This is a genomic window from Sorangium sp. So ce385, from assembly GCF_051474135.1.
Classification (GTDB): domain Bacteria; phylum Myxococcota_A; class Polyangia; order Polyangiales; family Polyangiaceae; genus Sorangium; species Sorangium cellulosum_D.
Map to the genome: position 1 here is coordinate 10,754,050 of NZ_CP150337.1, position 17,807 is coordinate 10,771,856.

16 protein-coding genes are annotated in these 17,807 nt (G+C 70.9%); 8 read left to right on the top strand and 8 right to left on the bottom strand.

Going from position 1 to position 17,807, the window contains the following annotated elements:
* Positions 1-135 precede the first annotated feature (135 nt).
* Entirely contained in the window at positions 136-843 is a 708-nt protein-coding gene (locus WME83_RS39255; RefSeq protein ID WP_437322096.1) for an aspartate/glutamate racemase family protein, read from the top strand.
* Between the two features lie 31 nt (positions 844-874).
* Here WME83_RS39255 and WME83_RS39260 read toward each other — a convergent pair whose 3' ends face one another.
* Together WME83_RS39260 and WME83_RS39265 are read right to left on the bottom strand one after the other, a co-directional pair.
* Positions 875-1,330, bottom strand: a complete 456-nt coding sequence (locus tag WME83_RS39260) for an N-acetyltransferase family protein (RefSeq protein WP_437314820.1) — start codon at positions 1,328-1,330, stop codon at positions 875-877.
* Between the two features lie 227 nt (positions 1,331-1,557).
* Positions 1,558-2,976, bottom strand: coding sequence for a family 43 glycosylhydrolase (locus WME83_RS39265; RefSeq protein ID WP_437314821.1), 1,419 nt, complete (start codon positions 2,974-2,976; stop codon positions 1,558-1,560).
* Between the two features lie 324 nt (positions 2,977-3,300).
* On the opposite strand from WME83_RS39265, the gene WME83_RS39270 reads away from it, so the two are divergent.
* From WME83_RS39270 to WME83_RS39280, 3 genes are all read left to right on the top strand, one after another.
* On the top strand, positions 3,301-4,608 hold the full coding sequence (locus WME83_RS39270) for an LLM class flavin-dependent oxidoreductase (protein ID WP_437314822.1): 1,308 nt from the start codon (positions 3,301-3,303) through the stop codon (positions 4,606-4,608).
* A 63-nt stretch (positions 4,609-4,671) separates the two neighbouring features.
* Positions 4,672-5,436 carry a dienelactone hydrolase family protein gene (locus WME83_RS39275; RefSeq protein WP_437314823.1) on the top strand — a complete coding sequence of 255 codons (765 nt, stop codon included), beginning with the start codon at positions 4,672-4,674 and terminating at the stop codon, positions 5,434-5,436.
* A 112-nt stretch (positions 5,437-5,548) separates the two neighbouring features.
* A complete protein-coding gene (locus tag WME83_RS39280; protein ID WP_437314824.1) occupies positions 5,549-6,523 on the top strand; it encodes an aldo/keto reductase in 975 nt (324 codons plus the stop codon).
* A gap of 82 nt (positions 6,524-6,605) precedes the next feature.
* On the opposite strand, the gene WME83_RS39285 is transcribed toward WME83_RS39280, so the two are convergent.
* Positions 6,606-7,379, bottom strand: coding sequence for an SDR family NAD(P)-dependent oxidoreductase (locus WME83_RS39285; protein ID WP_437314825.1), 774 nt, complete (start codon positions 7,377-7,379; stop codon positions 6,606-6,608).
* A 243-nt stretch (positions 7,380-7,622) separates the two neighbouring features.
* Positions 7,623-8,873, bottom strand: coding sequence for a hypothetical protein (locus WME83_RS39290; RefSeq protein ID WP_437314826.1), 1,251 nt, complete (start codon positions 8,871-8,873; stop codon positions 7,623-7,625).
* Positions 8,874-9,459: 586 nt separating this feature from the next.
* On the opposite strand from WME83_RS39290, the gene WME83_RS39295 reads away from it, so the two are divergent.
* Complete coding sequence (locus WME83_RS39295; RefSeq protein ID WP_437314827.1) at positions 9,460-9,690, top strand: DNA-binding protein; 231 nt, start codon at positions 9,460-9,462, stop codon at positions 9,688-9,690.
* An 82-nt stretch (positions 9,691-9,772) separates the two neighbouring features.
* Here WME83_RS39295 and WME83_RS39300 read toward each other — a convergent pair whose 3' ends face one another.
* Both WME83_RS39300 and WME83_RS39305 read right to left on the bottom strand, forming a co-directional pair.
* A complete protein-coding gene (locus WME83_RS39300) occupies positions 9,773-10,357 on the bottom strand; it encodes a hypothetical protein (RefSeq protein WP_437314828.1) in 585 nt (194 codons plus the stop codon).
* A 207-nt stretch (positions 10,358-10,564) separates the two neighbouring features.
* Positions 10,565-11,320, bottom strand: coding sequence for a hypothetical protein (locus tag WME83_RS39305; protein WP_437314829.1), 756 nt, complete (start codon positions 11,318-11,320; stop codon positions 10,565-10,567).
* Positions 11,321-11,765: 445 nt separating this feature from the next.
* Between WME83_RS39305 and WME83_RS39310 the strand changes: the two genes are divergently transcribed.
* Together WME83_RS39310 and WME83_RS39315 are read left to right on the top strand one after the other, a co-directional pair.
* Positions 11,766-12,353 (top strand): ArsR/SmtB family transcription factor, encoded by a 588-nt coding sequence (locus WME83_RS39310; RefSeq protein WP_437314830.1) that lies wholly within the window; start codon positions 11,766-11,768, stop codon positions 12,351-12,353.
* Positions 12,354-12,365: 12 nt separating this feature from the next.
* Positions 12,366-13,187: an SRPBCC family protein gene (locus WME83_RS39315; protein WP_437314831.1), complete on the top strand. Its 822-nt coding sequence runs from the start codon at positions 12,366-12,368 to the stop codon at positions 13,185-13,187.
* Positions 13,188-13,222: 35 nt separating this feature from the next.
* Here WME83_RS39315 and WME83_RS39320 read toward each other — a convergent pair whose 3' ends face one another.
* Both WME83_RS39320 and WME83_RS39325 read right to left on the bottom strand, forming a co-directional pair.
* Complete coding sequence (locus WME83_RS39320; protein WP_437314832.1) at positions 13,223-14,113, bottom strand: STAS domain-containing protein; 891 nt, start codon at positions 14,111-14,113, stop codon at positions 13,223-13,225.
* A gap of 50 nt (positions 14,114-14,163) precedes the next feature.
* Positions 14,164-14,598 carry a hypothetical protein gene (locus WME83_RS39325; protein WP_437314833.1) on the bottom strand — a complete coding sequence of 145 codons (435 nt, stop codon included), beginning with the start codon at positions 14,596-14,598 and terminating at the stop codon, positions 14,164-14,166.
* Positions 14,599-15,407: 809 nt separating this feature from the next.
* On the opposite strand from WME83_RS39325, the gene WME83_RS39330 reads away from it, so the two are divergent.
* Positions 15,408-17,354 carry a putative Ig domain-containing protein gene (locus WME83_RS39330; protein WP_437314834.1) on the top strand — a complete coding sequence of 649 codons (1,947 nt, stop codon included), beginning with the start codon at positions 15,408-15,410 and terminating at the stop codon, positions 17,352-17,354.
* Positions 17,355-17,807 lie beyond the last annotated feature (453 nt).

Consider the following 17,807-nt stretch of genomic DNA (forward strand, 5'->3'; position numbering starts at 1 on the left):
CGCGCGGACGTGCCGCCGGCGCGCTCACGCGTCGGCGCAAACGAGCCAGGCTTCCCTCAGGATGATCCGTCCTGTCTCTGGACGGGCGCGCTGATGCCCGAGCTCATCTTCTGGTACGCTCCGGGCACGCTCGTCATGACCCAGCACATCGGTATCGTCGGCTGCTCTGCCGAGGGCGCGGCGCTCTGCTATCGGACCCTCTGCGCGGAAGGCGCAGCGCTCCTCGGCCCGCACGCTCACCCCGAGGTCTCGATACACACGCCCTCGCTCGCCGAGTACATGAAGCACATCGACCGCGGCGACTGGGAGGGCGTGGGGGCGCTGATGCTCGCCTCGGCGAACAAGCTCGCGAGCATCGGCGCCGACTTCCTGATCTGCCCGGACAACACCATCCACCAGGCGCTGCGTTACGTCGAGCCGCGGTCGCCGCTGCCCTGGCTGCACATCGCCGAGGTCGTCGCGGAACAGGCCGCCCTGCGCGGGCTCCGGCGCGTCGGTTTGACCGGGACTCGCTGGCTCGTCGAGAGCGAGATCTATCCGGAGAAGCTCGCGGCGCGCGGGCTCGAGTGGGTGCGCCCGAGCGCCGCCGAGCGCGAGGAGATGAGCCGCATCATCATGGAGGAGCTGGTGTACGGCGTCTTCAGGCCCGAGGCCATCGCCTGCTTTCAGCGGGTCATCGGGCGGATGCGCGCCGAGGGCTGCGACGCCGTCGTGCTCGGCTGCACCGAGATCCCGCTCCTCATGAGCGACGCGAACTCTCCGCTGCCGACGCTCGACTCCACACGGCTGCTCGCGCGGGCAGCGCTGCGCCGGGCGGCGCAGGGCGCGGCCGCGCCAGCGTGAGTCGGCTCCCTCGGTCGCGAGCGGCGGCGCGTCAGCGCGACAGGTCGAGCTCGAAGAGCGGGAGCAGCCGGCCAGGGATGCTGGCCGAGCGCCGCTCGCCCACGCGCCGCGCGCCGCAGGCCTCGTAGAACCGCGCCGCGTTCGGGTCGCCCTGGATCACGAGGACGCGATACCCGCGCCGCCGCGCCTCCTCGCGCGCGTGCGACAGGAGCGCGCGGCCGAGGCCGCGTCCGATCTCCGCCGGCTCGACGAAGAGGTGGCCCAGCTCCACCGCGGTGGAGCTCAGGGCCTCGAGCGTGTAGAACCCGAGCGGCTCGTCTCCGCGCGAGCGGACGAAGGTCGGATGCTGCGCGACGTACGCCGGCGAGATCGAGAGCTCGGCGCGGCACGCCTCGAGGAACTCGGGCGAGTAGCCCCAGTGCGCCTTGGAGCGGAGGGCGAGCGCGCCGAGCAGCTCGGCGTCTTCGGGGCGAGCGGCTCGGATCATGGGGCTCTCATGTCGTCCATTCACGGCGAGATGCCAGAATTTAACGCAAAGGCGCAAAGGCGCAAAGGGGCAAGAGAGATAGAGGGAAGTCATCAAGGCTACGATGCACCTCGATCGGCGCGGGTGCTTCCTGGAGGGCGTGCCCGAGCACGCGCGCATCCTCGCCCTCGCCCGCGACGGCCTGGGGTCAGGCCGGTAGAGCTCCGTTTCGCTGGGGGCGGGCCACGCTAGACGGACCCGTCCAGCGACACGATGCCGCCCTCGAAGCGGATCGGCGCGGCGAGCAGCGCGCGGAAGGCCTTGTATCCCGCCACCCCCGGGCGGAAGGCGTGCAGGAAGATGTGGTGGCGCCCGTCGGGGCCGACGGCCACGGACGGGTGCCCTGGCCCCCACCATTCCGCGCTGGAGCTCAACAGCACCTCCGACGACTTGCGGTATGGCCCCGTGGGCGATTCCGCCACGGCCGCGCCGATGCCGTAGTGCGCGGTCGAGAAATCGTTGCCAGCGTAGAGCAGGTGATACCGCCCGCCCTCCTGGGTGATCCAGACGCCCTCGATGAGGTGCGCTTCCCACGGCTGGTCGTTCTCGAGGATGACGGCGGGCTCCCCCTCCAACGAGCGGCCGTCCGCCGACAGCCGCTGTGCATAAATGCGCGTCCTGAGCGCCCGCGAGATCGCGGCGATCTCCTCCACCCGCGCGCCGCACGCGCGCGCCCTGAGCCCCTCGAGCCGCCGCGCGAACCCCGTGAAATCCGCCGTCGCCGCCTCGATCAGCGGCTGCAAGACGAAGAACTGCTCCATGGGCTCGAGGGTCTCCGCCCACGGCCACAGCGTCAGCGCCAGGACGGCCGTGCGCTGGTCCCCCGGTGCGGCGAAGAGCTCGCTCACCCAGGCCGGCTCGCGGTGAAGCAAGGCGGCCAGCTCGCGCGGCCACACGCCGTTGTCGTCCTTCTTCCAGACGAGCCACGGCGCGTCATGCACGTCCACGAGAATGTGGGCGTCGATCACGTCCCCTGTGACGATCGGCGCCTCATCCGCGCTGAACGGGCCGTCCGGGCTCCGGGACCTGGCGAGGCCGATGGCGAGCGAACGGTCGTGCATGCGGGCCGTGAAGCAGAGCCAGGTCTCTTCCCCGACCCGGTGCATCTCCGGGGCCCAGAAGTCGGCCTGACCCGGGCCGGTCAGCGCCCAGGCGGGCGCGCGGCCCTCCGGGAAGACGAAGCCGGTCAGCCGCCAGGCGAGAAGGTCGCTGGAGGCCAGGATGGGAAAGGCGTTTGGCGCGTCATTCGAGGTCACCAGCAAGCGCCACTCGCCCTCGCCCACCCGCACCACGCAGGGGTCTCCATAGCCATAGAGGATCTCCGGCGCGACCGCCTCGGTCAGCAGGGGTCGCAGCGGCGGCCCGCCGTTCCGCGGCGGCGGCGGGGTGCGGGCCAGCGGCGCGCGCGTGCCGAAGTCCCGCGCCAGCGCCTCGAAGAGGTCGAGGTAGTCCGGCTGCTCGGCCTGGGCGAGCTCATAGCGCCGCGCGCCCTGCCCGGGCTCGGCCACCTGGAAGGCGCGAGTCCCCCGGAAGTCGACCGCGATCTCGAAGGCGACCGGCGCGCCGACCGGCGTCCGCAGGTGAAGGAGCATGGGTTCAGCGTCCATGCAACGGGCTCCTCCGCGACGTCAACGCTCGGGAACAGGACCGCGCCCGCGACCGGTCGACCACGCCGGCCCTCGCCCCGGCGTCGCTGGCATGCGTGCCCTGCCACGCGCGGCACGGGAACGGGAAACGCCCGGCGAGCGCCTGCAGCTCCAGGGAGCTCGCCCCCCGTCCCCCCCGACGCCGCGGCATCCGTTATATTTTCCGCTTTCGCCTCGGCATCCGTTATAGTAGACATCCTACATGGCAACGGGACGCTTGGAGTGGCCGCGCTCGCGGCGTGGAGGCCGAAGGTGGCCGCACGCACGCTGAGGCTCGGCGCGTTCATGCGCCCTGTCAGCATTCATACGGGCGCCTGGCGCTATCCGGGGGCCTACCCGGACGCGAACTTCAATTTTTCTCATCTCAAGCGCTTCGCACAGCGCCTGGAGCAGGCTCGTTTCGACGCGTTCTTCATGGCCGATCACCTGGCCGTGCTGAACATGCCGCTCAGCGCCCTGATGCGCAGTCACACGGTCACGTCGTTCGAGCCGTTCACGCTGCTCTCTGCGCTGGCCGGCGCCACCGAACGCATCGGCCTGGTGGCGACCGCGTCGACCACGTTCGATCAGCCCTATCACGTCGCCCGGCGCTTCGCGTCCCTCGATCACCTCAGCGGCGGGCGCGCCGGCTGGAACATCGTCACCACCTCGAACCCGGACGCAGCGCTGAATTTCGGCCTCACCGAGCACGTGGAGCACGACGAGCGCTACCGGCGTGCGCGCGAGTTCTACGACGTGGTCACGGGGCTCTGGGACAGCTTCGCCGACGACGCGTTCGTGCGCGACGTCGAGGCCGGGATCTACTTCGACCCGGAGCGCCTGCACGTCCTGAACCACAAGGGCAAGTATTACTCCGCGCGCGGGCCGCTGAACATCGCGCGTCCCGTCCAGGGATGGCCGGTGATCGTGCAGGCGGGCGCCTCGGAAGCAGGCCGGCAGCTCGCAGCGGAGACCGCCGAGGTCGTGTTCGCGGCGCAATCCACGCTCGAAGCCGCGCGGCGCTTCTACGCCGACGTCAAGGGGAGGCGGGAGCGCCTGGGGCGGGATCCCGACACGCTCAAGATCCTGCCCGGCGCGCTGGTCGTCGTGGGGGAGACCGCGCAGGAAGCGCACGAGAAGCGCGCGCGGCTCGATGGCCTCGTGCACTTCGACAGCAGCATCGCGTCGCTCTCGATCGTGCTCGGCTGCGACGCCTCGCGCTTCGATCCGGACGCGCCGCTCCCGGAGATCCCCCCCACGAACGCCGGCCAGTCCGCGCGCGAGCGCGCCATCGAGCTGGCGCAGCGGGAAGGGCTCACGGTTCGCCAGCTCGCGCAGCGCCTCGGCGGCTTCGGGGGGCTCGCGTTCGTCGGCACGCCCAAGACCATCGCGGACCACATGGAAGAGTGGCTGGTCCAGAACGGCTGCGACGGCTTCAACATCATGTTCCCCTACTTGCCGGGCGGGCTCGACGACTTCGTCGATCGCGTCGTCCCCGAGCTCCAGCGACGGGGCTTGTTCCGGCGCGAGTACGAAGGGAGCACGCTTCGCGAGAACCTGGGGCTCGCGCGGCCCGCGAATCGTTTCTTTCCAGAGCGCGCCGCGCCGCGCTGAGCGCGATCGTCGCGCCCGTTCGCATCGACGACCACCCGCCCGGACGCCGGGCACGAGGAACAGATGTCACGAACCACGGTCACGTTGAAGACTCGGGACGGGCAAACCGAAGCCTCCATCTTCCGGCCCGACGCCGGCGAAGGTCCCTGGCCCGCGGTGCTTGTGTACCAGGACGGCCGCGGCATACGCCCCGCGCTCTTCGAGCTGGGGGAGCGCATCGCGCAGGGCGGTTATTTCGTCCTGCTGCCCGATCTGTTCTATCGCGGCGGCCCTTACCAGGCGCCGGACGCCGAGACCTTCAGCCGAGATCCCGAGTTTCGCAAGCACTGGCAGCAGAAATACATGGCCACGGCCACCAAGGCCAACGTGCGCTCGGACACCGAGTCGTTCCTCGCCTTCCTGGCCGAGCGCCCCGACGTCAGCTCGCTGTCGATCGGCACCACGGGCTATTGCATGGGAGGCGGGCTGTCGCTGTCGGCCGCCGGCCACTTCCCCGACCGCGTGATCGCGGCGGCGTCGTACCACGGCGGCAACCTTGCGACCGACGATCCGGACAGCCCGCACCTCCTGGCGTCGCGCATCCGAGCGCGCGTCTACGTCGCGGGCGCCGTCGAGGACGCCTCGTTCCCGGACCCGCAGAAGCAGCGCCTGATCGACGCCTTCGAGCAGGCGGGCGTGCGGCACACGGTCGAGACGTACGAAGGCGCGAAGCACGGCTGGGTCCCCTCCGATTCGGCGGTGTACAACCAGGCCGCGTCCGAGCGCCACTACCAGACGTTGCGCGCGCTGTTCGACGCGACGCTCACGTCGGCGCCTCCGAAGCGCTGAGCCGGACGGCGCCGGCGCTCATCTCCACGCCACAAGGTGGGCGGGCTCGCGGAGCTCTCCCCGTTCTCACGGCTTGCAAGCTGCGGCGCGCGCGCGCCCGCGGAGGAAGACAATGACTGATTTGCCCACTCGTCTGCTCGGACGCACCGGCGTCCGCGTCACCACGCTCGGCTTCGGCGCCATGGAGCTGCGGGGCGGCCCGCGCGGCCCGGAGATCTCGGATCAGGAGGCGGAGCGCATCCTGAACGACGTGCTCGACGCCGGGATCAACTTCATCGACACGTCGATCGATTACGGCCGCAGCGAGGAGCGGATCGGGCGCTTCATCTCGCATCGCCGGGGCGAGTACTTCCTCGCCTCGAAGTGCGGCTGCGTCGTCGGCGGGGCCCAGGGCGAGCACGTGCACACGGCGCAGAACATCCGGCACGGCGTGGAGAACAGCCTGCGCCTGCTGAAGACGGACCACCTCGACCTCGTGCAGTTCCACCGGAGCCTCACCCGGCGAGAGTTCGAGCAGGACGGCGCGCTCGAGGAGGCGCTGAAGCTCAAGGGCGAGGGCAAGGTCCGCTTCCTCGGCGTCTCGGGCACGCTGCCCAACCTGGTGGAGCAGATCGAGATGGGCGTCTTCGACGCCTTCCAGATCCCGTACTCCGCGCTGCAGCGCGAGCACGAGGAGGTGATCGGCAAGGCGGCCCAGGCCGGCGCCGGCACCATCATCCGCGGCGGTGTGGCGCGCGGCGCGCCCACCGACTGGCAGCGCACGAACTACATGCTGCCGGGCACCACCATGCAGGACCGCTGGGAGCGGGCCAGGCTCGACGAGCTGCTCGACGGCCTGAGCCGGATCGAGTTCACCCTGCGCTTCACCCTCTCGCATCCGGGGCTGAGCACCACGATCGTCGGGACCCGGGATCCGAAGCACCTGCGCGACAACCTGCAGTTCGCGAGGAAGGGTCCTTTGCCGGCGGACGTGCTCGCCGAGGCGAAGCGGCGCCTGAGCGAGGCGGGCTCGACGCCCGAGCCGGTGCCGGCGGCGGACGCGCGCTCGCGCGGCGCGGCGCAGGCGTCCGCGGGGGGCGCGCCCTGAGGAGCCGCGCTGGGCGGCGGCCTGCTCGGGGCAGCGGCTGCCGCCTGGCGAGCGGGGCTCGCCGAGGGCGCGGCGGCGCGGGTCAAATCGCGCCGGAGGTCCCGCCGTCCACGTTGATGCTGGTGCCGGTCACGTAGCTTGCGGCCTTGGAGGCGAGGAAGGCGATCACGTTGGCCACCTCCTCGGCCTCGCCGACGCGCCCGAGCGGCACGTTCTTCCCGAGCGCCGCGTAGTGCTCCTCGGGGCTGAGCCCGCGGCGCTCGGCGTTCCTCCGCTGCTGGCCGCTCTTGATGACGCCGACGCACACGGTGTTGACCAGGATGCCGTGCTCGGCCAGATCCTTGGATAGGGCTTTGGTGAGCGCGATCCCCGCCGCGCGGCTGACCGAGGTCGGCAACGACCTCGCCCCGGGCTGCTTGCCGGCGGGCGTCGTCACGTTGATGATGCGCCCGCCGCGCTGCTGCTTGAGGTGGGGAATGGCGGCGCGCGACGTGCGGATCGCCGCGTGGAGCTTGAGGTCGAGATCGGCCTGCCAGGTCTCGTCGTCGACCTCCTCGAAATGGTGTGCCCGCCCGGTGCCGGCGTTGTTGACCAGGATATCCAGCCGTCCGAATCGGGCGACCGTCTCCGCCACGAGGCGCTCCACGTCGGCGGGGCGCGTGACGTCTGCCGCGATCGCCAGCACGTCTCCGCCGCGATCCCGGATCTCCCGCTCCGCGCTGGCGAGGACGTCTGGCCGCCGCGCCGCGATCGCCACCCGCGCCCCCTCTTCCGCGAGCCGAAGCGCGGTGGCTCTCCCGATGCCTTCGCTCCCGCCGGTGACGATGGCCACCTGTCCCTTCAAGCCGAGATCCATGGCGCCATGAAGAAACAACTCCCATGCCGCCGCGTCGCTCGCCGGACGCCGCCGAGCCGCTGACGCCGCCGGGCCGCCCTCGCGACGCACGCTCGGTGTCGGGCACCGCCTCCGGTGCCGTGCGGGCGCGGCTGTTCCGCCCGTGTTGCTGCCACGCGAGCAGCCGGTGGTGATCCGCTGCTCCGGCACGGTCACGCGCGCGCCGATGGACCGGAGGGAGGAAGGGAACCATCGGCTCGGGGGCTAGCGGCAGGAGTTGTCGCGCGCGTTCACCAGCGTGAGGTTGCGGAACGTGCTGTTGACCGCGCAGGGGCTCTCGTTGACGGCGGTGTTCGAGATCGTGAGGTTCTGGATCGTGATGTCGGAGGAGTTCGCGAACTGGGTGCGCGCCGCGAGCCGGACGTCGCCGCCGCCCGTGACCTTCCCGGACTCGGCGGCGATGTTCACGTTGTGGCAGTTCTCGAGCAGGATCGAGTTGCTGCCCGTGCCGGAGATGTCGATGCGGTCGATCGAGGCGCCCCCGCTCTCGGAGACGCAGAAGATCCCGCGCCCGCCGCCGCGGGCGACGACCTCGCCGACGTGGATGTTGGTGGGGTAGCCGTCGCCGACGCGCCCCGCGCGGTTGGCGAGGCGGAACGCCGCGTAGCCGGTGCCCGTGCCCGCGTTCACGGCGTCGACCTTCCCCACGTCGGCGTTGATGGTGTCGTTCAGGAGCAGGCCGCATTCGCCGGTGTCGCGCGCGACGACGGTGCCGATGCGGAGGCCGTCGACGCCGTAGGTCTCGACGCCGTGGGAGCTGGTCCCCTCCGCGTAGACGTCGTCGAGCTCGATGTTCGTCACCTTGTCGGCGCGGTCCGCGTGCCCGTGGTTGTCGATGCGAATTCCGAGGCCGCTCGAGACGCGCAGCTCGACGTGGCCGAGGCGCAGGTTGTCGACGTCGCGGAAGAACATGGCGTACAGCGGGGTGCCGGTGATCGTGACGTTCGGTATCTCGATGTCGGTCCGGCCGCGGGCGTAGATGGGCGCCATGTCGCCGGAGCCGCCGCCGGTCACGTCGATCGTGCCGCAGACGTTGAGCACGGTGTAGCTCGGCACGCTCAGCCGCGAGCTCGCGGCGATGGTCCCCGAGCCCTGGACGAGGACGCTCTCCTTGCGGGTGCGGCCGCGGCTCAGGCTGTCGAGCGCCGCCTGCACGGCGGCCCGCATGTCGCCGCCGCTATAGACATTGCGGCTGCCGTTCCGCGCGACCCACCTGGACCCGGATTGGGTCACCACGGCGTTGTAGCGGCTCGTGTCTCCGTCGCAGGGATACGCCGCGTCGCCGCTGCCGCCCGGACTACCCACGAGCGCGAGCCCGTCGTCCGCGCCCGAGCCATCGCCGGAGCTGTCGGCGCTGCCCTCCGGGCCGACGCCAGGGTCCGACAGACAGCCTGCGGCCATGAGCCCGGCGAGCGCCACAGGCATCCAGGAAATTTCAAGTATTCTGGTCTTCATTTCAAGCTCCGAAGCGTAAGAGAAATTTGCCGCCGTGATCGACGCTAGCGCTGGGGCTCGGTGCCCCGGGCCCTCTGACAGGCAGCGCCTAGCGACTGCATAGCTGCAACCCGTAGCACGGTGTCGACACGGGGGCAGAATCAATCATGGGTTTCGACGCGCATGATGCGTTCGCTTGCGAGCGAACGATTGCAGTGGTGTCCCTCGTCGGGGACGACCTGACGTAGGTTGACAGGCACGGCGCTTGTCGATGGGCTCCGGCGGTGAGCCAGCCTCGCGAGACCGCGCCAGGCGCCGGCGACCTGCTCCCACGTCGGGTCGTGTGCCAGCACCTGACACCCTCGCTCGACGCTTCGTCGCGGTGGCCAGCGGGCAGCGGGTCGCGGCTCCGCGCGCGGGGCGATCCCGACCTGGGTGGGGTCGCCTTCACCCGAGCGCCAGGCGCCTCTGTCCGTGGAGATCCCCGTGCCGCGGTGTTGTCCAGCGGGCCTCGTCCTGGCATGCTGAGCGCGGTTGTCGGGTTGACGCTCCGGGAATATGGCTGCGCTGGCCGCCGGGGGGCCAATCACTCCATCAGGATGGACCCATGCCGAGCAAACCGCGCAAACCGAAGGAACAACCCGAATCCTCGCTCCCGAAGGGCATCGGGAAGCCGGCGACGCGAGCGCTCGCGCTGATGGGCGTCTCTCGCCTGGACCAGGTCGCTCGATTCTCGGAGGCCCAGCTCCTTTCGCTTCATGGCGTGGGGCCGAAGGCGATCGGAGTCCTCAAGGCTGCCCTGGAGGCCCAGGGAAAGTCTTTTGCCAAAGGCGGATAGCCCCCGACGTCCTGGCGCGGCGTGACGCGGGGGCCCTGCTCCAGGCGGGCGACCTCGACCTGGGTCGGTCGCCGGGAGCAGCTCAGTCGTCGCCGCGGACGCGGTGGAGCACGTACATCCCCGTCAGCTTTCCGAGCTCCTTCGCCGCTGTCCGCGCGCGCCCTCCGCTCGATGGATTGAACAAGCTCGCGGGCGCCGCAGTCTCGAGCAGGACCTCGTCGAGCACCGTCCCGGCCGGATCGGTGATCTGCACCGTCGCCTTGATGACGGTGGGCTTGTTGAAGACGCCGGTGAAGATGCCGGGCTCATAGGATGTGACGTTCGCGCGGATGAAGAACGGCGCGTCGGCCGCGCTGACCGCCCTGACGACGACGGCGTCCTCCGACGCGGTCTCCGCCATGAGGGCTTCGGTGAACTGCTCGTTGATCCCGGATTTGTCCTCCTGCCAGCTCTGCCGCTGCTCGGCGTCCTTGTCGGCCATCCAGTCGGCTTCGGTGATGTCGCCGACCATGGTGCCGTGGAACGCCATCGGGACGACCGCGAAGCGCCCCTTGCCGTAGAACGGGTTGGGCACGGCTTGACGGGTGGTCTTCCAGGGGTGCCCGCAAGCGACGAGCAGGGGGGCGAGGCAGAGCATCAGGAACAAGAGCGCATGTCGACGGTGCACGGAGCGGTCTCCTTCTCGGGCGGTGGCGGCGCGCGGGCGCACTCGGGCGGTGGCGGCGCGCGGGCGCACGATGCCGCGATCCTAGCGGCAGGCGCCGCCGGCGGAGCAAGAAAGCGAGGGGCGGCTGCGACCGTGGACGCGGGCGCCGGCCCGGGTCGGGTCGCGGGGGTCGGGGCGCGGGGAGGGATCGCGGCGCCCGGGGACGGCTCACGCCGGGACGCAGACCCCGCTGGTGGAGCAGACGCAGCACTCTCCGCAGCCGCCGCTGTTCACGCAGTCGACGCAGCGGCCCGCGCCGTCGCACTGATCCTGCTGCGCGTTGCACAGGGTGCCTGACGGCACGGGTCCCTCTGCGCAGAGGCCGTTCATGCAGGTGTACCGGTAGCATTCCGTCGAGGCGCCGCACTCGATGTCCTGCGTGCACTGGAGCGGCACGCACTGGCCAGCGTCGTCGCATCGTCCGCCTGGGCACGGTCCGGGCAGGGGCGCGTGCACAGGGGTTATCCCGTCGCAGGAGTCCGACGTGCACGGGTTGCCGTCATCCGCGGGCTCGTCGGCGGCGACGACGACCTGGGCGCCGCGACCGTTGCAGACGGTGCGCTGGCAGTCGCCCGTCGCCGGCGCGATCTCGGTGCCTTCCGGCAGCGGCGCCGTGCCGCACTTGCCGTCGACGCACGCTGGGATCTGGCATGGTTCGGCGGGGGCGGGGCAATCCGAGGGCCCCGCGCAGCTGCCGCCGCCGGAACCGGTGGTCGAAGCGCCGTCGCTGCTCGCGCCGCCTCCGCCGCCGGTCCCGCCTGAGGCGCCGGTCCCGCCGGCGCCGCCCTGGCCCCTGTCGACGAAGGTGCGTTGCTCGACGGCGCATCCTGCGAGCGCGGCGACCAGGAGGAGCTGCAGCAGAGCCGGCGGCACGGCGCCGGCGCGGAGAGACGGACCCGAGGCACGGGCAGGAGACGACGCCATGGGCCGCATCATAAAAGCAGAGCTGCCCGACGGCGAAGCGACCCGGGCGACCCGACCCGGGTTCGTGGCGGCCCGGGCCACCCGCCTGGGCGGTGCTTGCCCCCAACCCGGGTCGCCGGCACCTCAACCTGGGTCGGGTCCGTGCCGTGCCACCCCAACCCGGGTCGCCGGCACCTCAACCTGGGTCGGGTCCGTGCCACCCCAACCCGGGTCGCCGGCACCTCAACCTGGGTCGGGTCCGTGCCACCCCAACCCGGGTCGCCGGCACCTCAACCTGGGTCGGGTCCGTGCCACCCCAACCCGGGTCGCCGGCACCTCAACCTGGGTCGGGTCCGTGCCGTGCCCAACCTGGGTCGGGTCCGTGACCCCAACCTGGGCCGGCGGCGGCACCTCAACCTGGGTCGGGTGCCTTGACAACAAAATTTGTCAACCTACGATGAGCCGCGTGCTGGACGTTGAGGTCATCGAAGACCCTGCCGCGGCGGTCGTCGCGCTCGACCCGGTCCGGAGCCGATTGCTCTCGGAGCTGGCGCAGCCGGCCTCCGCCGCGAGCCTCGCGGAGCGGGTGGGCCTGGCGCGGCAGAAGGTCAACTACCACCTGCGCGCGCTCGAAGCACACCAGCTGGTGCGGGCGGCCGGCGAGCGGAAATGGGGCGGGCTGACGGAGCGCCTGTTCGTGGCGACCGCGAGCGCCTATGTCGTATCTCCGAGCGCGCTCGGCCCCGCCGCCGCCGATCCACAGCGGACGAGGGATCGCCTGTCCGCCAGCTACCTCATCGCGCTCGCGGCGCGCGTCGTCCGCGAGGTCGGCAGGCTGTGGCGCCTCGCGTTCGACGCCCAGAAGCGGCTGGCGACGCTCTCGATCGACACGGAGATCCGCTTCGCGTCGGCCGCGGAGCGCGCCGCCTTCACCGCCGATCTCAGCAAGGCCGTCACCGACCTCGTGGCGCGATATCACGACGCGGCCGCCCCCGGCGGGCGCGAGCACCGGCTGCTCGTGATGGCGTATCCGAAGCCGAGCGACGAACCCTAGAAAGGAGCCTTCATGCCGATAAAGAGCGACGCACAACGACGCTGGGTCGAGCTCGAGCTCATCGTGCCCGGAACGCCGGAGCAGGTGTGGCGCGCCATCGCGACCGGCCCCGGCATCAGCGCCTGGTTCGCGCCCACCACCGCCGACGAGCGCGTCGGCGGCAAGATCGAGTTCACCTTCGGCGAAGGCGCCGCCTCGTCGGGGACGATCACGGCATGGGAGCCCCCGTCGCGCCTCGAGTACGAGGAGCACGGCTGGAGCGAGGGCGCCCCGCCCCTCGCGACGGAGTTCGTCGTCTCCGGCCGCTCGGGCGACAGGTGCCTCGTGCGGCTCGTGCACAGCCTGTTCACGTCCAAGGACTCCTGGGATGACGAGATCGAGGGGTTCGAGAGCGGCTGGCCCGGCTTCTTCCAGGTCCTCCGCCTCTACTTGCGTCACTTTGCCGACCAGCGCGCCGCCGCCGCGCGCGCGCTGAGCGCCTACCCTGGCGCGCACGCCGAGGCCTGGAAGCAGCTCGCGACCGCGCTCGGCGTCTCCGGCCCCAACCTGGGTGAGCGACGGTCGGCGCCGGCAGGGGCCCCGCCGCTCGTCGGCACCGTCGAGCACGTCGAGCAGAGCGACCAGACCTGCGAGGTCCTGCTGCGCCTCGAGCAGCCGGCGCAGGGCGTCGCGCTCCTCGGGAGCTACCGCTGGGAAGACAAGGCGCGCGTCGCCGTCAGCCTGTTCTTCTACGGCGATCGAGCGGCCGAGACCGCCGCCGAGCTCGAGCCGCGATGGCGCGCCTGGCTGGAGGCCCGCTTCCCGGCCAACGCCGCGCAGAAGGCGAACGCATAGCCGCCCGCCCCGAGGGGGCCTGCCATCGCCCCCGCTCAGACCCGCGCGATCGCGGCCTGCAAACCCGATTGGAGCGTCCCGCTGATCCGCAGGGATGACCAGTCGACGTCGAGAGCGACGAGCGATCGCGCGACCTGCGCCGACATCCCGGTGAGCGAGCAGGTCGCGCCGAGCAGCTTCGCGGCCTGGATCGTCTGGAGCAGGCAGCGGGAGACCTCCTCGCTCACGGAGGGCACGCCGGTGATATCGATGATCAGCTCCCGCGCCGAGGTCTTCACGATGCTCGACAGCACGCTCTCCATGATCTGTTGCGAGCGCCTGCCGTCGACCGTGCCGACGAGCGGCAGGACGAGGATGCCCTGCCAGACCTGGATCACCGGGGTAGAGAGCGCGAAGAGCGCCTCCTTCTGCTCCTCGATCAGCCGGAGCTTGTCCTGCAGCGCCGCCGTGCGGCTCAGGACCAGCTGCTCGAGCTGTCGCTTGCTCTCCCGCAAAGCCTCCTCGGCTCGCCGCCTCCGCTCCGCATCGTGGATGTCGACGAGGATCGCCTGGCCCGACGCGAGATCCACCTTGCGGGCGAAGCACTCCACGTGGAGCACGCTGCCGTCCTGGCGCGTACGTGGACGGCACTCGAAGCTCTTGTGGACGTCGCTCAGCAGCTCGGGCCAGAGCTTCCGCAGCGGATCGAGCGGATGGGCCGCGCCGGCGCTGCCCACGGCGACCTCGAAGAGGCGCAGATCCTCGCGTCCGACCTCGTACATCTCCAGCAGGCGGGCGTTGCAATCGTCGACGGAGCCGTCGAGGTTGTAGAGGATGACGGCGTCGCGGAGCTGGTCGAAGACGTCGCGCAGCTTCGCCGGCGCTCGACCCGGCTGCTCGCGCTCCAAAGCGACCTCGCTGCGTGCCCCATCGCGGTACTCGGACATCCCGGCGCCCCTCGCTCAGCGCTCATCGCGGCGTCGCGCGGCGGCGCCGCTCAGCCGCGCGCCCTCAGCCATTCCACGGCCGCTCTCTCGGAGGAGAACGAGGCGTTCACGTTGTCGATCTCGTTCGCGAACCGCTCCAGCGCGAACCGATTGGCGTGGTCCTCGGTGCTCTCGTCTCGCTTGACGAACACGGCCAGGTGCCGCAGGCCGGACGCGAAGAGCCGCGGCATCACGTCGTCTCGCAGGAAATCGTTGACGCCGTCCCAGCTCGCGGCCCACTGGCTCAGGTCGGCGAGGAGCTTCGTGCACTTGCTCTCGATGAAAGCATCCACGAAGTGGACCCCGAGGATCTCCTTGATCTCCTCATCGAAGACCTCACCGAACCACCGGTGGGTGAGGATGCCATCGGCGCAATAGGTGCTCTCGATCGTGTGGATGCGGCTGCCGAGGATGTTGAACGTGTCGATGGCGCGCGCGGTCTTCACGACGGAGATCCCAGTCCGTGTCTCGGTCGACTGCCTTAGAACGACCCTCATGGCTCCCCCACCCTCGACGCGGCCGCGTTTCGCAGCCCCCACACGATGCTTCCGCAGGGACAGAACATCGCATTCCGCCCAGCTTGTCAAGATCGGTCCGGACTGATTCAGCGAGTGTGAACCATGTCACATGGTGAGCGCTCCCAGAACGGGCGCCGACGTGATCCGGCGTGCACGACCCGCGGCGCGAGGTCGCGCCGGCCCGTCATGTCAACGATGACAGCACGTCAGATCTCGCGGTCCGAGCGGCGGTCGGGACCGCAGTGCTCTCGCGCAGGACCAGCGCGACCTCGACCACGACGCGCGACGACGAGCGCTGGCCCCCTCTCGATCCACCGCCCGCCGGAGATGGCGGCAGCGGAGCTCCGGCCGAGACGCGCCGACCCGTCGATTTGAATTGACGTCGCTTATGTTAACGTTAACATAAGCCCCAACGCTATCCTCTTTGTCGCGCCATGGGCGTGTCTCCATGCGCCTCGACACCTCGCCTCACCCGCCGGATCCGCCGAGGAACAAGCTGAAAGAGCCCGGCATGCAGCAAGAGGATAGACCGCAATGGCGCAAGCGGCGCGAGGGGACGGAGATGGAATTGTATTCTTCTCTTCCCCTTGCGTCCCTCGCGCTCCTGTTCCCATGAATCGATTTCGCCGACATTCGACGTGATCGGCGCTCTAGCTGCCGCCGCTGCTCAGCGCACAGGCGTGGAGGCTCGTGCGCCGAGCACGACGCCGGCATGCATCCGACACTCAGGAGAGCTCATGAGACGATCTCGCACCTCCTTTCTTCTGGTTGGAGCCACGCTCACGGCGACCCTGGTCCTGAGCGGGGCCGCACACGCCCAGTCGACCATCGACATCTCGATGGCGGAGGCGCCCGCGGCGCCGCGGCTGCAGGGCCCATTCGTGTACGGCGCCGCGCCCTCGTCGCCGTTCTTGTTCGCCATCCCCGCCACCGGCCGGGCGCCGCTCGAGTTCTCTGCCTCGGGGTTGCCCGCCGGGCTCACGCTCGCGCCGTCCACGGGGATCATCTCGGGGACGACGCCGGCCGCCGGTTCCTACCCGGTCACGGTCACCGTCACGAGCTCCGCCGGCACCGCGAGCGCCACATATACGCTGCAGTCCGGCGGCACGCTCGCCCTCACGCCTCCGATGGGCTGGAACAGCTATGACTCGTTCGGCGCGAGCGTCACCGAGCAGGACATGATCGACCAGGCCCAGGCGGTGAGGACGCACCTCCAGCCGTACGGCTGGAACACCGTGGTCATCGACTATCGCTGGTACGAGCCCGGACAGCCGATCGACGCGAACGGCCGCTATCTGCCGGCCGCGAGCAAGTACCCGTCGGCGACGGGCAGCAACGGCTTCAAGAGCCTCGCGGACCGCATCCACGCGATGGGCTTGACTTTCGGCATCCACATCATGCGCGGCGTGCCGCGCAAATCGTACGACGCGAATCTCCCCATCGCGGGGTCGAGCTTCACCACGCGCGACGCGGGCAACCCGAACGATCCCTGCCCCTGGGACGATCACATGTGGGGCGTGCGCGGCGACACGCCGGCGGGGCAGGCCTGGTACGACGCGCTCTTCCAGCAGTACGCGTCCTGGGGCGTCGATTTCGTGAAGATCGACGACATGCTCAACAACACGACGCGCAGGTATCACCAGGCCGAGGCCGACGCGATCCACAGGGCCGTGGAAAAGACGGGACGCTCGATCGTGCTGAGCTTCTCGCCGGGCCCCAACGATCCCTCGTGGCTGATCACCTCGTCCGGCCACCTGAACGGCAACGCCAACATGTGGCGCGTCGTGAACGACTTCTGGGATTTCAACGCGCTCACCGATCTTCCCGGCGTGCTCCGCGCTGCGAGCACCTGGCAGGGCGTCGGCGATCTCACCCCGGGCCACTGGCCCGACCTCGACATGCTGCCGCTCGGCTACCTCGGCCCACGCAACGAATGGCACGCGTCCGGTCAGACGACGTTCACCAAGAACGAGCAGGTCACGATCATGTCGCTCTGGACCATGCTGCCGTCGCCGCTCATGTTCGGCGGCAACCCCGCGCGGCTCGGCTCGGACGCGTGGACGCTCGCGCTGCTCACCAACGAGGAGGTGCTCGCCGTGAACCAGGACGCGCTCGGCGCGCGCGGCCACCGCACGGCGGTGAACGGCGGCGAGATCTGGGTCCGTGACCTGAGCGGCGACCGCAAGGCCGTGGCGTTCTTCAATCACGGAGACCAGGACATGACGATGTCGGTGCAGCTCTCGGAGCTTGGCGTCACGGGGACGCCGGTGATCCGCGATCTGTGGCGCCGCGCCGACGTGAACGGCGTGAACGACGCGCTGTCCGCCAGCGTCCCCGCCGGCGCGGCGCTCATGTACACGCTGTCGCCGCCCGGCGGGGTGGGCGAGGCCTCGAGCGCGGCCTCCACGAGCAGCTCGAGCGGAGGCGGAAGCGCGAGCGAAGGTGGAGGCGGCCCTGGAGGAGGCGGAGGCACGGGAACGGCGGGCGTGGGCGCCGGCGGAAACGGCGGCGGGGGAGAGGCCGGCGCGGCGGGCGACACCGGCGAGCCGAGCGGCTGCGGCTGCGCGGTGCCCGGCCCCCCTCGCACGCCCGCGGTGCTCCTCCTGCTCCTCGCAACGACGGCGCTCGGCGCGTCTCGTCGAAGAGCAGCGAGACGCAACGGCGCGAACGCCGCCCGCCGGTGATCTCGGCGTCCCGCGAGGGACGGCCACGGCCAGCGGGGCGTCCAGCGCAGCGACGACCGGCAGCGGAGGAGCGGCGGCCCCCCGACCCAGCGGCGGCTACCCGACCCGGGTTGCGGCCACCCGACCCGGGTTGCGGCTACCCGACCCGGGTTGCGGCTACCTGACCCGGGTTGCGGCTACCTGACCCGGGTTGCGGCTACCCGACCCGGGTTGCGGCCGCCCGACCCGGGTTGCGGCCGCCCGACCCGGGTTGCGGCCGCCCGACCCGGGTTGCGGCTACCCGACCCGGGTTGCGGCTACCTGACCCGGGTTGCGGCTACCTGACCCGGGTTGCGGCTACCCGGGGTTGCGGCCGCCCGACCCGGGTTGCGGCTACCCGACCCGGGTTGCGGCTACCCGACCCGGGTTGCGGCTACCCGACCCGGGTTGCGGCCGCCCGACCCGGGTTGCGGT

Excerpts from the sequence above, each read along its gene's own strand:
- WME83_RS39255 (WP_437322096.1), top strand. The coding sequence starts at position 136 with ATGACCCAGCACATCGGTATCGTCGGCTGCTCTGCCGAGGGCGCGGCG.
- WME83_RS39260 (WP_437314820.1), bottom strand. The coding sequence starts at position 1,330 with ATGATCCGAGCCGCTCGCCCCGAAGACGCCGAGCTGCTCGGCGCGCTC.
- WME83_RS39265 (WP_437314821.1), bottom strand. The coding sequence starts at position 2,976 with ATGGACGCTGAACCCATGCTCCTTCACCTGCGGACGCCGGTCGGCGCG.
- WME83_RS39270 (WP_437314822.1), top strand. The coding sequence starts at position 3,301 with ATGCGCCCTGTCAGCATTCATACGGGCGCCTGGCGCTATCCGGGGGCC.
- WME83_RS39275 (WP_437314823.1), top strand. The coding sequence starts at position 4,672 with ATGTCACGAACCACGGTCACGTTGAAGACTCGGGACGGGCAAACCGAA.
- WME83_RS39280 (WP_437314824.1), top strand. The coding sequence starts at position 5,549 with ATGACTGATTTGCCCACTCGTCTGCTCGGACGCACCGGCGTCCGCGTC.
- WME83_RS39285 (WP_437314825.1), bottom strand. The coding sequence starts at position 7,379 with ATGGATCTCGGCTTGAAGGGACAGGTGGCCATCGTCACCGGCGGGAGC.
- WME83_RS39290 (WP_437314826.1), bottom strand. The coding sequence starts at position 8,873 with ATGAAGACCAGAATACTTGAAATTTCCTGGATGCCTGTGGCGCTCGCC.
- WME83_RS39295 (WP_437314827.1), top strand. The coding sequence starts at position 9,460 with ATGCCGAGCAAACCGCGCAAACCGAAGGAACAACCCGAATCCTCGCTC.
- WME83_RS39305 (WP_437314829.1), bottom strand. The coding sequence starts at position 11,320 with ATGGCGTCGTCTCCTGCCCGTGCCTCGGGTCCGTCTCTCCGCGCCGGC.
- WME83_RS39315 (WP_437314831.1), top strand. The coding sequence starts at position 12,366 with ATGCCGATAAAGAGCGACGCACAACGACGCTGGGTCGAGCTCGAGCTC.
- WME83_RS39320 (WP_437314832.1), bottom strand. The coding sequence starts at position 14,113 with ATGTCCGAGTACCGCGATGGGGCACGCAGCGAGGTCGCTTTGGAGCGC.
- WME83_RS39330 (WP_437314834.1), top strand. The coding sequence starts at position 15,408 with ATGAGACGATCTCGCACCTCCTTTCTTCTGGTTGGAGCCACGCTCACG.